Source organism: Stenotrophomonas sp. SMYL8 (assembly GCF_036320065.1).
GTDB classification, from domain to species: Bacteria; Pseudomonadota; Gammaproteobacteria; order Xanthomonadales; family Xanthomonadaceae; genus Stenotrophomonas; species Stenotrophomonas maltophilia_A.
Genome location: NZ_JAWIRR010000001.1, coordinates 140,375 through 153,004 on the forward strand (window position 1 = coordinate 140,375; position 12,630 = coordinate 153,004).

A 12,630-nucleotide genomic window follows, 5' to 3' on the forward strand; every position below is an offset into this window, starting at 1 on the left:
GGGTATCGTCTCCTTGAGAGGGATTGAGTGGGGATGAGTAGCCCCAGAAAGGGCCATCCCCTTACCGATACCTCGAATCTGAAAACGCGCAAGGGGGGGGGGCATTGAGCCAGCCGTCAGAGCCTGGGACGTTTGCCACCTGCGGTGGCTGACTGTTCCCATACCCGATCCAGCTCACGCGCCCGGTGCTGAGCCATTGCCTCCTGAATCATGCGCTGAAGGACGAACGCAAAAGCGCCAGTAACAAAAACGCCCACGCCGATCCCGCAATCATCCGGCAGGCTCGAAATCTCTCTTATCGATGGCTGGTAAATGACCTCGTCGAGCTCAGGGGGCAACGGATCAACGCACGTCTCAATATACGCGTTCACCTCGATTTCGGCTGCCTTGCAGAGCTCGGCGTCAGCGAGCAGCGCCCGCAAGTCGGCAAGCGTGGGAAGCCACACCGTATTGAACAGCGGGCCACCCACCGAGGGACTGATGAAATGGATGCCATGAAGCACGGTCGCCCTCTCACTCTTTCCGAGCTCTCCGTCTCCCCAATGTCCGTTCATCCGGAGGGACCCATTACCCATCCCGGTGGCCGCGTCCCCGCCAATCACTCTAAATATCCCAACGAGCGATATTTTTCCGCCCTTGCTGCTCTCCATTGAGCAATTTCGTTTCGCCTCCGCTGCTCTTCTTGCCAGCACTTGAGCAAATGCTTGTAACTAGGCTTGGCTCGCGTGACTTGGAAGGATCGGCCATTGACGTGGATCTTCCCGCCGTTGTGCAGCTTCACGGCATGAACTGCGCTCCACGTGGTCGCCCATCCGAGGCTGCCTTCTTCTTCAAAGCTCACGGGCTCCAGTGAAACCTCTGCATAGTCTTCCAACAAATCTGGGTTCATCCCTAGTTGGATCATCGTGAATTCGTTGGATGCGACGGTCGTGCTCATGTGACACCTCTTGTTTTGGTCGGCGGCATTGCCTACCCATGACTTCAAGGTAGATCGACATATGATTTTGTCCACTGGTGGCGTGGACAAATCTTTGACTAAAAGCAAAAAGTGCGAAGCGAAGGCCGCAATTTTTCACCTCACCCCTTTGCGCGCCAAAGGCGATTTTGCTTTCCATCCACGCTCCTGCTCTTTTGGATGCCGGCGCGCAGCGGTCGGCGGCGGCTTCCGCCGCAGGTCTTTGCTTTAAAGGGGGTGGTCACACCCACCCTCGTGAAGCCATCGACACGTGCGAGGTGCCCGCGATCACAAGGTGATCCAGCACTCGAATGTCGAAAAGGGCAAGGGCCTGCTTGAGGCGGTCGGTGATGGCGCGGTCGGCAACGCTGGGCTCGGGGTTTCCGCTGGGGTGGTTGTGAAAGAAGATGACCGCGGCGGCGTTGTGGTCCAACGCCTTCTTGGCGACGATGCGGGGATGGACTTCGCACCCATCGATGGTGCCTTGAAAGAGGTGCTCGGTGGCAAGGATGCGGTGGCGGGCGTCCAGGAACACCGTGCCAAACACTTCGTGATCCAGGTGCGCGCAGCGGGCAGTGAGGTAGTTGCTGGCACTGGAGGGGTCGGTGATGGCCTCGTGGCGCTGCAGGCGACGCTCCAAGATGTGCGAGGCGGCCAAGAGGATGCCCTCATCGTCCATGGCCAGCTGGTATTGGGCCCGAATGTCGTTGGCTCGCTTCACTTGCTTTCTCCACCGGCGCGGGATTAGCCACGGGCGGGCGTGGTGTCTGCGGCGGAGGCGGTCAGTGGGAGCAGGCCGACAAGGGCCAGAGAAAGAACCAAGACGCGCATGAGGCCTCCTTTCATGAATGGGTTGCACTACCCATAACAAAAGGTTTGGTTTGCGCAACGGGATCTAGAAAAGAAAAAGGCGGCTTTCGCCGCCTTTCCCTTGGGCTTAGAAGCGCGCTCGCAAGCGAGGGGCTTCCTGGGTTTGGCTGTCCTGCCCGTGGGCCTTCATGGCCGCACCAACCTGGCGTTTGGCATCGGCCCCAAACCCGCCTTCCGGTGGCTTCCAAGCGTTGGCGGGCGGGAGCAGGCTGACCAGGAGCTTGGCCCTCTCTTGAGCCCGCAAGTCGTTGAAAAATGGCTTGCCGCTGTTGATCGGCGCTTCGCCCTTTTGGTTTTGGATGTGGGGATCTGCGCCCGCCTCAATCAGCGCACTCCAGACAGTGGCATCGCGGCCCGCATGAAGAGAGGTATTCCCGTTGTTGTCTTGGGCGTTCATATCCGCCCCTGCCTTGGCGAGCGCTTCAATCGTCTCTGGAAAAATCGCACGGTGGATCGGCGCCTGGCCGTCCATTCGCCGTGCAATGACGTCTGCGCCTGCACGGGTGAGCAAGGCCACCGCCTCGGGGTCCCTGGCTATATGCAGCGGTTGATTCCCCTGGTCATCGCTCGCCGCGGGATCAAGGCCTGCTTTCAGAAGTTCCTTAAGCGCGCCCGTGTTCGCCTCGAAGAGAGGGGTTCGCCCTCGGTTATCCCGGGCTAGGATGTCTGCCCCGGCCGCAATCAAGGCGCGGGCCTCCGTCTGCCCGGTTGCTCGGAAGAGAGGGGTTTGCCCTTCATTATTCCTCGCGCTGACATCCGCTCCCGCCTTCAGCAACGCTTTGAGACTGTCGTTGTGTGCGCCAAACAACGGGGTGTTCCCTTGGGTGTCGCGAGCGTTGATGTCAGCGCCAGCCTTCACGAGCTCCCTTAAAGCCCCTTCGCTCGCTCCGAAAAGGGGCGTTTTCCCTCGGTTATCGCGCGCATGAATGTCTGCCCCGGCCGCAATCAACGCCCTGGCATCCCCTTGCCCTCTCGCGTTAAAAAGCGGTGTTTCCCCTTGGTTATTCTGCGCATTGATGTCTGCCCCGGCCTTGATCAGTTCAATCACGGCTCCCTCGCTTGTCACAGAATGAAGCGGCGTATTTCCAAGGCCATCCCTCGCTTCGATGTCAGCCCCAGCATCCAACAGCCTCCGAACTTCGCGCGGGTGATGCGCATCATGAAGTGGCGTTTGATCCAGCCAATCTTCATCCCTTGCGTTCACATCAGCGGGGATTTTGGTAAGCCCGATTTGCTTCAGAAGAACGTCTTTGAGATTCGAAATATTCAACCCACACCTCCACAATAGTATTTTGACCTCCCACCATTAGCAGAAAATCAGAACCTCGCAAGGGAATTAAATAGAAGAAGACGGCTCTTGCCGCCTTTCTTTTTCCATGTCAAAACCGTTGTCGGATTCGAGGCTTCTGGCTTCCCTTTCCTCACCCTGGGCTTTCATGGCCGCACCGACTTGACGTTTGGCGTCGGCCCCAAATCCGCCTTCCGGTGGCTTCCAAGCATTGGCAGCGGGAAGGAGCTCGTCAAAAAGCTTGGATCGGTTGTGGGCACGAATGACCTGATCGGATTGATCATTACCTGGCCGCCCCAGAAGATCCGTGGGCGTTGTTCCTTCTAAATCGGGATCCTGAGGCGTGCGTCCAGCCTTGAGCAGGTCACCGGCCCATTCTGCATCGCCGCATGCAACAGCGAAGTGGAGCGGATACTCGGTCGCGGCCGTCAGGAAGGCCTCGTAGTCTTGCCGCTGTCGATGCGGGCGTCCTCCTTCCACTCATCTTAATTTGTCTCGTCGTCCCAATGCTCGTCAAAAGCGGCCTGGCGGAGCTCGTCGGGTAATCCCCCCATTTTTAGCAGCGGCCAAAAGTAGAAATAGGGATGGTCTGATCAATTCACACTGAGTCGTGGGTTTTCAGCGCCGGAGTCATCCTGGGCCTTCAGACGCGGCGGACTGCCATGTTTTCCGCTCTCGAAGTGCCCTTGCGGGCACCTCAAGACGGAGTTACCCCTGTGCCGCCAACAGCTTCCGGCGCACCATCCACAGGTTGGACAGCGCGAACAGGGTGAGCACCTGTGCCGTGTTCTTGATCAAGCCGAGATAGCGCACCTTGGTGTAGCCGAACTGCCGCTTGATCACCCGGAACGGATGCTCGACCTTCGCGCGCAGACTAGCCTTGCAGCGCTCCCAGCGCTCAACCTGTTCGAGCTCACGCGCGTTGCCAATGGGGAATTCAACCGGAGGATTGAAGAACGGGCTTGAAGGCTTGAGGATGAGCTACCTGGACCCGCAAACCGTCACGAGACCCCGATGGACTACCCTGACCTTGCCCCCCTGGAGGAAATCTCCGGTCCGTTCGCCCTTCTTTCGAAGGGCCCAAAATTCATCGCCGCCTGGCTTGCCAAGCGCACTGAGGAGCGCTACCGGGAGTTCACCCGTGCCGCGCTTGAGGGTCAGGTGTTCCCCGAGAACGCGGAGGCCATGACCTCGGAAGATTTTCTGGCCATGCTGCGGGCATTGGAGATGGACATCGAGGCCGAGAAGGCCACCGTCTATGGCCGCCTTGCCTGTTCAATCGCTACCGGCAAAACCGCAGGCCATCTCAAGCGCCACTTCATTAAGGCGCTGAGCGACCTGTCGTTTGGCCAGGTCGATCTTCTGCGACGCGCTTTAATCACCGAGCGTCACCACGTGTTTCCTGGCACCGGCGGGGGTAACCTGGACCCAAAAGAATTCCTTGGACTGCAGTCGAAAAGCAGCATCAATCGCCAGACCTTTGAACGCTGGGGCCTGATCGAAGAGAAAGGACTGAGCCTCGCAGGCCGACGGTTCGTGGAGGCTTGTTTTACCAGCGATGAGTTGGCGCCCTCCTCAGTGGGCTTTCAGGAATGGGCCAAGGGTCGCATCCACATCGTTTGCAACGAGATGGGCGCGCCGAGCTGCCACAGCGTCCTGGTCCAACTGACCGAAGATGGGCACCGCCGGGCCATCCATGTCCACAACAGCGCAGCACTTCGGGGACGCTCCAACCGCCTGCTGACACCCGGCCCCGTCATGGTGGTCCTTCTCACCGATAAACCCCAGCGTCTCGCCGACGAATGGACCACGGTGGAAGACACCATCCGAGGAAGAGTCCTGGCCGTGGTGGCCACGACCGATCCGAATGCGCCGTTGCCCGTCGCCATGACGGGCTTGGAACGCATAGATGCGTCACCGGACCGTGCCGCAGAAGCCGTGACGGCGATACTGGAGCGCTTTGAAGCAAAAGGGTTACGGGGCACCTGAGACCGCGATGTTAAACCCGATTCGACCGGTCATTGGAAGTGGCCGCCAACTTTATGGCGGCCAACGAGCACTACTTACAGACCAAACGAGGCTTCACGGACAGCGACTTGCATGCCGGACAGAAGAGCCCCAAGTTGATCTTCCGCTGAAAGTGATGACTGCACTTCTCGCAAACAAAAAGGTAAGGCGCCCCTGGAACGAAGCCGGGCATCACTTTCCTTCCTTGCGCTTGAAAATGACCTTTCCGCCAGCCTCGTATTCCACATCGTAGCCTTTGTAGATTGCGAGGATCAAAGAGAGACCAAGGCTTGCGGCGGTGATGATGCCGATGATCTCGACTCCAGTGACTGTCGCGACCGCCCCCAGGCTGAGCGTGCTGAGCCCAGCCGTTACTGGAGCGAGCCCAACTGCAGCAACGATTGCTGCAACACCGACGGCACCAAGCTTGGCGAACTTGCGCGTCTTCTTCAGGTCGTCTGCCAACTTGCCCACAACCACAATCTGCTGCGCCTTTGCATTCTTGGCCGCTTCCAGCTCATCCCGCGTCCTTACTGTCACGCTTGCCATAACGCCCCCTGTTGTTAGCAATACCAGTGATGGATACCCTGGGCAGGATAGCCGAAGGGAACACCGTGTTCCTAGCAGCAATGATGGTGCCCAACTGTCTCTCCAGCTGAGACACGAACTCAACGCATCCGCTGCCACGGGTCGTCCTTGGGAGCCTCCACCGTAACCTCGGCAACGTCGTCTTCAGCGCGCCATGCCTTCCCTTCGAGCACCATGGTGGGCCCCCTGGAACGTGCGATGGCGGCCTCTTTGGCGGTCGGCGGGTTCCATGACCGATGCTCCTCTAGGTAGCGCTCCGTGGACGGCCTCAACGGCAGGCCACCGCTCGGCAATGGCAACGTCCGATCATGGCGTTCGTCTTGCTGACGGGCATAGGCGACTTGCTCGGGCTCCCCAAACGCCTCCCGGTGGGCATCCAGCAAGCGATCGACAGCGTCCACGTCCCCGCGGGCATGGAGCGATTCGGTGTAAAGCGCTTGAAGCAACGGGTCACGCTCTTCGTGAATCTCTTCGCCTGTGTCTTCGCCTTGGAACAGCCCATCGTGGCGTGGGCGGGCGTCGACGGGGTCTGGGCGCAACCGACCGTGACTCGTTCTCATGCCCGCCTCCGCGCCAGCCCGCTGCCGTGAAGCAGCCCGCATGCGATCGAATAAACGACAAGAGCCAGCGTGGATGACAGGTATAGGTTGGAAGGATCCAACCAGACTTGGCTCACCACGTGCTGTAGCTGGTAAGCCAGCAGTGCCAAGCACGCGTAGAACACGGCCAAATGCCACATCAACGCAACCACGGATGGGGCGTCCTCTTGGCCGGCTTGGAACGCCTCCCAGCCCCTGCGTGCGCTGCGGGCTTTGGACGCGCACAGCCACGCGATTCCGAAGGTGATCGCAAACATGGCGAGCTCAAACAGCACGACCACCAGAATAACGGTCATGGGATCCTCCTCTGGGTTGGGAGCAGGCCATGGGCCTGCAGGTAAGCGTGGACTGCCTGTCGGGTCACGCCCAGGCGCTTGGCAATTGCAGGGCCGTTGTTCCCCTGCTCCAGGAGGCGCACCACCAGAGCGTGTTGGTCAGCCAGTGGGCGCCGGGGCTTTTGACGCAACCCCAGGTGGGCCAGATCGGCGCTCACCACGGGCGATGGAACGCCCAGGGCTTGGGCGATGGCGGCGCGGCCGTGTCCCTCTCGGACCATCCGGGCGACTTCGGAGCGGCGGTGGGCAACGGATGGCCGCTTCATGAGCTCAACCAGAAGCCCGCAAGCCGTGCCTTCGCAATACACGCCTCCACCAACGTGTTCGCTTTTGTGCATCCTTACGGCCCCACGCGCACGCGAGCGCTGTTGTTGTCCGACCGGGCATTGATGCCAATGGCACAAGGGCTTCCGCACGAATAATCGCCAATGCGCACCGGCGAAGCATCAAGCGGCACCACCCGGGTCTTCTTACCCTTCCCCACCAAGAAGACCCGATCACCTTCGCGCACATCCACATCGGCGTCTTGGACCACCGCGAGGACGCGCTGGCGGCGATCGGACAGATCGCGCACGTAGATCTCCACCGCACGCCGGCCGCTGAGGCCCTTTTGAACCGCGGTTCCGGCAGCCGCACCGATGACGCCACCGGTCACCCGGGCTGCATTGCGGTATTCCCGGTTCTTGACCTGGTTAGCAGCCCCATAACCAACGGCCGCCCCGATGGCGGAGCCGGCGTTCAGACGCTGGTCGGACGTCAGTTGAACCGTGCGAACCATCAGGACCTCGCCCAGTCGGGCGTCCTGGACGGATAGGGCCTCGGACGAACCGTAACGGCGAGCGGAGGTGGAATCGGCGGCAAAGGCGGCCGGAGCAGACAACGCCAATGCAAGGGCCAGAACGATGGGTTTCAAGGTGCACCTCCATTTCGTGAGTAGGTTCACCTATGCATAGATCGATTCTGGGAATGCGCAAGGGGGGGGGCTTCGGAGCGCGGTTACACAGACTGCAGTCCGCGTCATTAAATTGACGGAAAAGCGACAAAATGAAGCATATGGACAGAGATTGATGCTCAGGCGATGATTCTGCCCACAACTCAAAACCAACAGGGAAATGTATGGCAAGGAAGAAGAGTTCATCGGCCGCAGGTGCCGCGATTTCGACCGGCGGCGGAGCCGTCGCTGGCGCAACTTCTGCGATCCTCGGCGTAACCAGTGGTGCAGCGGCCGGGACCGCCGGTGCAGCCGCCGTGACCTCCGGCTTGGCAACCGTCGGGAGCGTTGTGGGCGGTGGCATGCTTGCTGGACTGGGGGTGGTCGCGGCTGCACCAATTGCGGGTGGTGCGGCGATGTTCGGCGTCTACAAGCTCTACCAGCGCATGGCATCCAAGAAGTAACCGCTCTGCCTGGCCCACTGCCACAAGCGGTTTCCCTCTACGTCGCGCAGGCTTCGTCAATGTCTGCAAGTGGCCATCCAAGCTAGCAACCTTGGTGGCCGCTCTTACCAACTTGTGGCTCAAGCCCTTGGACCAAAAGGCCACGTTGACCTCAATGCCCCGCTGGCGCAGCCAGAGTGCGGCGTGACGCTCAAACCCGAGCGCACTGAGGCCGTTCATGCAGGGCTAGCAGCCGGCGGAGTGCGGTGCAGTCCGCGCCTACACGTTGGGATGCACGATGGGTTCGCGCATGCTCGATAGCACACGGATCGGAATTTCTGTTACTGCACGTAGATCAGACTGGCCATTTCTTCCCCTTTCTCTCTCGCCCCTCCGCGTCTGGCAAGGAATCTGAAACCGGCAAGCTCTCCTGTCGTGCAATGTTCCTGATCGACATTCAACCTGTGATGATGTGGGAACGCTCTCCCTCAACCTGCCAAACCGTCTACGGAACTGGCAAAATTGCAGGATCACTCACAGGGGGAAATTGGATGTCCGACACAACCTACAGCCACCGCATCCTCAAGACTTATGGCCTGCTGGTGGACTTCGAAGGTAAACCACGCCTCAAGAACGTTCCGTCGCCTCTAACCGGTCAAAAGAAGGCAAAGGAGACGATGGAAAAGTGGACGCAGCGAGTGCTGGGGGATGAGGTCAGCAAGGTCCGCGTCTACCGACCGGCACGCGTTAAAAGTGACACACTCATTGCCAGCCTTACAGACACGCACGACGCCAAGCTGGTGCGTGACATTGTTCGCGGCGCCGTTCGCAAGAAGAGCAAATCAGCGAAAGCAAAGATTGAAGAGATCAAGGTGGAGCACGCCGCCGAGCTTAGAAAGCGCGGAGCCACCGCGAGAGAACTTCGGAAGGCACACGAAGAAGACCTGTCGGGAAAGCTCGATGATATCTTGGCTGCGACGGCCTATCTGCCGTTAGACGACCTTCAGGACTTGGTGGTGGAACTGGGAGAGGACTTGAGCCCATCGGTCCGCAACTGGGCACTTGCCCTGGCTCCGGCCAAGGATGCTGACGAGGTTTCCGTCATCGACGTTCTCAAGCAGATGCTCCTGCGCATGGACGTGCTGTCGAAGAATAAATAACCAGAATTTGTCAGCCACTGTCGCGCACCCTGCTGCCTCCCGACAGGCGGGTGCGCGTTCAGTCGCTTGTTCACGAATCAAACTGCCAAGTTCAGGCGCGCCCCTCTTGCCTTGAAGCGCGATCGAGACCGGTCGTTGGCGGCATGTTTTTCGATCTCATGCAGATTGGCCGCCACGGACTGCCGCTGCTGCTCAACCTTCTGGAGCGGCTCTCGAACCAACTCGGGCACCTTCAGGAACTCCACCACCCGCTCGGCCGCCGCCGCGGCTCGGAAGAGCTCCCGGGGATCGTCCCGGAGGATTTGGATCCACGACTTCACGTAAGCCGCGTGCTGGGTGGGATCGTGGCCAATGCCCAGGCGTTCGCCCATCAGCATGGATGACACCTCCGCGACCAGTTCTTCCTTGGCGTAGTCGATGCTCCCAAAAGCCCCTTTCTGATCGCGGTTGAGGCGGGTGGGAAAGCCGGTCCAGTGGCCCAGTTCGTGCAACGCGGTGGCGTAGTAGCCGCTGGCCGAGTGAAAGGTGTTGCGCTGGGGCAAGTGGATGCTGTCGGTCATCGGACGGTAGAACGCTTGGTTGCCCCCGTCGTGGTGGATCTCGGCTCCGCTGTCTCTCAGCACCGCTTCGCAGGCCTGGTGAATGTCGGGCTCTGGGCGCGCGGCTGGCAGGACCAGTGCCGGCAACCCATCGATCTGCATCGCGTTGAACACGCGTGGGAAGAAGACCTTGGGGTGGGCCTTGGCGATGAGGTCGGGGTCCCCGCTCTTCTTGGCCTCCTCCACCCGCGACCAATCCCAATACTCAATCACGCTGGCCTTCTCGCCCTTGCGCACCTGAGCGCCCACGGCCGCGGCTTGCTTGTAAGTCATCCACCGGTTGTCCTGGGTGTCCCAGGCGCTCTGAAGGGCCCACAGGTGGAGCAGGTTTCCGCCCCGGTAGCTCTTGCCAGTCGTGGGGTTCATGGGCAACCCGAGGTCCACGCGGGCGTCCCAGGGTTTGAGAAAGGGACCGGTGCCCTCCTCCATCTGGCGGATCAAGCGCTCGACGACGTCGCGGGAATGACGCTGAAGGAAGCTTTCGTTGGGGGTGGCATCGGACACGGGCAGGCTCTCCTGGAAGGCAAGGAAAGGCGCCTGTCGGCAACGCCAAGGGGGTTAGGCTGGAAACTTCAATCGTGAATGGTGACGGCGCGTCCCTGCTCCAACAGGTTCTCCAGCAAAGCCAAGGCCCGTTCGATGGTCAAAGCGGTGCCGGGGCCCCCGTCGCCCTCCTGGAGCTGCACGCGGATGCCCTCGGGGGTTCGTTGCACGGTGAAACGGGGGGACGCCGCCAGGGAGTCCTGGCGGTCCATGCTGTCGTCTACAAAGGCATCGGAAGGGGTCATGGTTTCAGCATGCGACAGGATACGGATTTGGCAAGTCCGGGCTGGACCGTTAGCGTCACCGACCAATCCATTGGCTAGAGCTGATACGGAAGATGGGAACACGGATTTGGCCCCGCCTTTACGACCGCCGTTGGCGCGCATCCCCATCTCCCACCTTTCCGCCACCTTGGGTTTCGCTGCTTTCTCGGCCCGCCAACGGCTCACCGAACAGCGCACGAATCTCCAGTTCATTGATACGTTCCTGCAGCTGGAGTTGGATTGCCTTGGCTCTGGTGCGCCCTGCCTCCTCCCTCAACGCATCGGCATGGAGAGCTCCCATCTCAGCCGCCTGCTGCTGAGCGCTCAAGCGGTCGAATCGACGCTCCATCTCTTCCTGCCGAGCCCCTTGCTGTTCGAGGGTGGGCGTCACATCGGTTTCCCAAGGCTCCAAAGACTGAGAGCGCTCCTGCGCCACGCGCAGTGCTGTCACGGTCGCCGATGATCTCAACGGCAGATCGCCACAGGCCTCGCCGACGGTGGCTGCTCCGTTGATTCGCAGGCGCACGCATTCTTCCTGTTTGCCATTGATGCGACGGTTCGAGCGGGCGCCGTCGTCCAGGCCCATCTCTTTCAAGCCTCGCCAGAACTGGCGACCGGTGAGGAGATCGATGTCCGCCAGCCCTTGTCGGTAGCCCCAGTTTTTGTAGTTCTCGTAGACCTGCCGCATGGAAAGCGTGCACTCATCCGTCTCAATGCGCACCACGCGCTCGGCTTGAGCCCAAGCCATGACCTGGTCGCTGCCATGGCGGGCGGCCAGCTTCGCTGCGCGCACGGCTTCGGGCATGTCGGCGTCGGTGTCGGACAACGCCCTACCACGGGCCACGATGCGTCGGGCGCCTTCGAGCATCCAGTCCAGCACAAGCTGGCCTTCCTCTGCCAGGATGTTCTTGACCAGATCAGGGTCGTGCTGGTTGACCGGTACCGCCTTCTTCCAGTGCACGACGGTGAGGCGGCGCCACACCCCGTTGCTCTTGTCGCGGATGAAGGGGGCCGAATTGGACGTGATGATCCACTTGGCCGTGGAATGGTAGCTCGCCAGCTGCTTCTGGTTCTTCCGGTCGATGCCAATGCCATTGCCAGAGACCATCGTCTTGAACCGACCTTCGGCCCACTTCTCGCACTCCACTTCGTCCACCAGGATCAGGCTGGCGCCAATCATGGGTTCCAGGCTGAAGCGGTCGCCCAAAGTTTCAAGGTTGCAGCGGGCCACCTGACGGTGCATCGCTTCCACGATTTCCGCCAGGGTGGATTTGCCAGAACCTGCGACGCCGTGCCACCAGGCGGCCTGGCTGTAGACACCCGGCAACAGGGTCATGCCGCACTGCTCCTGGAGCAGGTCGATGACGCGCGGGTCGTCGTGGGCTTGGCGGAGGAACTTGGCGAATCGCGAGTCAGCCGGCAAAGGCTGGGGCTTGTATGCATGGCCCTGCCTGCCACCACAGGCCACCCTGACCGCGTGGGTCATGCCCAAGGCGGGATCAGGAGCGAGCACATGGAAACCGCCGGGAAGGATTTCCACGTAGCCGTCTGCCACCGGCACGATGGCCCGCTTGGCTTGGGCTGGCATGGGGTTTTTCTGGCGCAGCCGAAGGGAAGCCATGTCCCAGCAGTCCTTGGCGAGCTTGGGGCTGCCCGCGAAATCGGCGTTGCGGTCGATCCAATCGGATGCCACACCCACACCTTCCGCGTCGCTGATCGCTTGCCAGTAGGTACCGTTCCAATGGTGTACGATCTCGCCGGTGCCGCTGGTGGCTTGGCACGCCCACAAGCGATCGACGCATTCGGTGGTGCGGCGGGCAAACAGGATGGGGAGCGACGGTGGCTTGCGCTGGCCCTCTCGATCAACCGAGTGGCGGTAGAGCTGCTTGTGCTCCTCTGCCTCCAGGTTGACCTTGCGGGCGGAGGCTTCCGCACCCAGGAAACGCGACGCTTCGAATGGCACGATGTTGCTTGGCTCTTCCGTCGTCGGGTTGACAGCCTTCCCTTTTGGGGACACATTGGTTGTAGACATTGTTGTTGGCTCCTCTC

Annotated in this window: 15 protein-coding genes and 1 pseudogene; 3 read left to right on the forward strand and 13 right to left on the reverse strand. The window is 60.8% G+C overall.

Annotation, left to right across the window (positions count from 1 at the left end; translation table 11 throughout):
* Positions 1 to 116: 116 nt before the first annotated feature.
* The 6 genes and pseudogenes from V3B25_RS00780 to V3B25_RS00805 form a co-directional block, all read right to left on the reverse strand.
* A complete protein-coding gene (locus V3B25_RS00780) occupies positions 117 to 650 on the reverse strand; it encodes a hypothetical protein (protein WP_032971186.1) in 534 nt (177 codons plus the stop codon).
* Complete coding sequence (locus V3B25_RS00785) at positions 599 to 937, reverse strand: hypothetical protein (protein WP_141651028.1); 339 nt, start codon at positions 935 to 937, stop codon at positions 599 to 601. Before V3B25_RS00785 ends, V3B25_RS00780 begins: the two co-directional genes overlap by 52 nt.
* A 259-nt stretch (positions 938 to 1,196) precedes the next feature.
* Positions 1,197 to 1,676 carry a DNA repair protein RadC gene (radC, locus tag V3B25_RS00790; RefSeq protein ID WP_006375809.1) on the reverse strand — a complete coding sequence of 160 codons (480 nt, stop codon included), beginning with the start codon at positions 1,674 to 1,676 and terminating at the stop codon, positions 1,197 to 1,199.
* 216 nt (positions 1,677 to 1,892) lie between these two features.
* Positions 1,893 to 3,095, reverse strand: a complete 1,203-nt coding sequence (locus V3B25_RS00795) for an ankyrin repeat domain-containing protein (protein ID WP_075677511.1) — start codon at positions 3,093 to 3,095, stop codon at positions 1,893 to 1,895.
* Positions 3,096 to 3,161: 66 nt separating this feature from the next.
* Positions 3,162 to 3,593 (reverse strand): hypothetical protein, encoded by a 432-nt coding sequence (locus V3B25_RS00800; RefSeq protein ID WP_125892011.1) that lies wholly within the window; start codon positions 3,591 to 3,593, stop codon positions 3,162 to 3,164.
* Between the two features lie 228 nt (positions 3,594 to 3,821).
* Positions 3,822 to 4,013, reverse strand: a pseudogene (locus V3B25_RS00805) (transposase); the annotation flags it as partial.
* Positions 4,014 to 4,127: 114 nt separating this feature from the next.
* Between V3B25_RS00805 and V3B25_RS00810 the strand changes: the two are divergent.
* Positions 4,128 to 5,102: a hypothetical protein gene (locus V3B25_RS00810; RefSeq protein ID WP_006375894.1), complete on the forward strand. Its 975-nt coding sequence runs from the start codon at positions 4,128 to 4,130 to the stop codon at positions 5,100 to 5,102.
* A gap of 210 nt (positions 5,103 to 5,312) precedes the next feature.
* Here the strand turns inward: V3B25_RS00810 and V3B25_RS00815 are convergent, their stop codons facing one another.
* The 4 genes from V3B25_RS00815 to V3B25_RS00830 all read right to left on the reverse strand — a co-directional run bounded on the left by V3B25_RS00815 (position 5,313) and on the right by V3B25_RS00830 (position 7,555).
* On the reverse strand, positions 5,313 to 5,669 hold the full coding sequence (locus V3B25_RS00815) for a hypothetical protein (RefSeq protein WP_006375896.1): 357 nt from the start codon (positions 5,667 to 5,669) through the stop codon (positions 5,313 to 5,315).
* A 119-nt stretch (positions 5,670 to 5,788) separates the two neighbouring features.
* Positions 5,789 to 6,268, reverse strand: a complete 480-nt coding sequence (locus V3B25_RS00820) for a hypothetical protein (RefSeq protein WP_049459047.1) — start codon at positions 6,266 to 6,268, stop codon at positions 5,789 to 5,791.
* Positions 6,265 to 6,603 carry a hypothetical protein gene (locus V3B25_RS00825; protein WP_032971199.1) on the reverse strand — a complete coding sequence of 113 codons (339 nt, stop codon included), beginning with the start codon at positions 6,601 to 6,603 and terminating at the stop codon, positions 6,265 to 6,267. The genes V3B25_RS00820 and V3B25_RS00825 overlap by 4 nt, the downstream gene beginning before the upstream one ends.
* Before the next feature lie 379 nt (positions 6,604 to 6,982).
* Positions 6,983 to 7,555 carry a glycine zipper 2TM domain-containing protein gene (locus V3B25_RS00830; RefSeq protein WP_006375897.1) on the reverse strand — a complete coding sequence of 191 codons (573 nt, stop codon included), beginning with the start codon at positions 7,553 to 7,555 and terminating at the stop codon, positions 6,983 to 6,985.
* 203 nt (positions 7,556 to 7,758) lie between these two features.
* On the opposite strand from V3B25_RS00830, the gene V3B25_RS00835 reads away from it, so the two are divergent.
* Complete coding sequence (locus tag V3B25_RS00835) at positions 7,759 to 8,037, forward strand: hypothetical protein (protein WP_006375898.1); 279 nt, start codon at positions 7,759 to 7,761, stop codon at positions 8,035 to 8,037.
* A gap of 419 nt (positions 8,038 to 8,456) precedes the next feature.
* Positions 8,457 to 9,176: a hypothetical protein gene (locus tag V3B25_RS00840; protein WP_024956731.1), complete on the forward strand. Its 720-nt coding sequence runs from the start codon at positions 8,457 to 8,459 to the stop codon at positions 9,174 to 9,176.
* A 77-nt stretch (positions 9,177 to 9,253) separates the two neighbouring features.
* On the opposite strand, the gene V3B25_RS00845 is transcribed toward V3B25_RS00840, so the two are convergent.
* The 3 genes from V3B25_RS00845 to V3B25_RS00855 all read right to left on the reverse strand — a co-directional run bounded on the left by V3B25_RS00845 (position 9,254) and on the right by V3B25_RS00855 (position 12,613).
* Positions 9,254 to 10,279 carry a zincin-like metallopeptidase domain-containing protein gene (locus tag V3B25_RS00845; protein WP_006375900.1) on the reverse strand — a complete coding sequence of 342 codons (1,026 nt, stop codon included), beginning with the start codon at positions 10,277 to 10,279 and terminating at the stop codon, positions 9,254 to 9,256.
* 68 nt (positions 10,280 to 10,347) lie between these two features.
* Positions 10,348 to 10,563, reverse strand: a complete 216-nt coding sequence (locus V3B25_RS00850; RefSeq protein ID WP_024956732.1) for a hypothetical protein — start codon at positions 10,561 to 10,563, stop codon at positions 10,348 to 10,350.
* Between the two features lie 118 nt (positions 10,564 to 10,681).
* Positions 10,682 to 12,613: a DUF5906 domain-containing protein gene (locus V3B25_RS00855; RefSeq protein WP_006375901.1), complete on the reverse strand. Its 1,932-nt coding sequence runs from the start codon at positions 12,611 to 12,613 to the stop codon at positions 10,682 to 10,684.
* Between the last annotated feature and the right edge of the window lie 17 nt (positions 12,614 to 12,630).

What these genes read in the sequence shown, in the direction of transcription:
- V3B25_RS00825 (WP_032971199.1), bottom strand. Translation starts at nt 6,603, where the DNA reads ATGACCGTTATTCTGGTGGTCGTGCTGTTTGAGCTCGCCATGTTTGCG.
- V3B25_RS00815 (WP_006375896.1), bottom strand. Translation starts at nt 5,669, where the DNA reads ATGGCAAGCGTGACAGTAAGGACGCGGGATGAGCTGGAAGCGGCCAAG.
- V3B25_RS00855 (WP_006375901.1), bottom strand. Translation starts at nt 12,613, where the DNA reads ATGTCTACAACCAATGTGTCCCCAAAAGGGAAGGCTGTCAACCCGACG.
- V3B25_RS00850 (WP_024956732.1), bottom strand. Translation starts at nt 10,563, where the DNA reads ATGACCCCTTCCGATGCCTTTGTAGACGACAGCATGGACCGCCAGGAC.
- V3B25_RS00785 (WP_141651028.1), bottom strand. Translation starts at nt 937, where the DNA reads ATGAGCACGACCGTCGCATCCAACGAATTCACGATGATCCAACTAGGG.
- V3B25_RS00810 (WP_006375894.1), top strand. Translation starts at nt 4,128, where the DNA reads ATGGACTACCCTGACCTTGCCCCCCTGGAGGAAATCTCCGGTCCGTTC.
- V3B25_RS00780 (WP_032971186.1), bottom strand. Translation starts at nt 650, where the DNA reads ATGGAGAGCAGCAAGGGCGGAAAAATATCGCTCGTTGGGATATTTAGA.
- V3B25_RS00820 (WP_049459047.1), bottom strand. Translation starts at nt 6,268, where the DNA reads ATGAGAACGAGTCACGGTCGGTTGCGCCCAGACCCCGTCGACGCCCGC.
- V3B25_RS00835 (WP_006375898.1), top strand. Translation starts at nt 7,759, where the DNA reads ATGGCAAGGAAGAAGAGTTCATCGGCCGCAGGTGCCGCGATTTCGACC.
- V3B25_RS00840 (WP_024956731.1), top strand. Translation starts at nt 8,457, where the DNA reads ATGTTCCTGATCGACATTCAACCTGTGATGATGTGGGAACGCTCTCCC.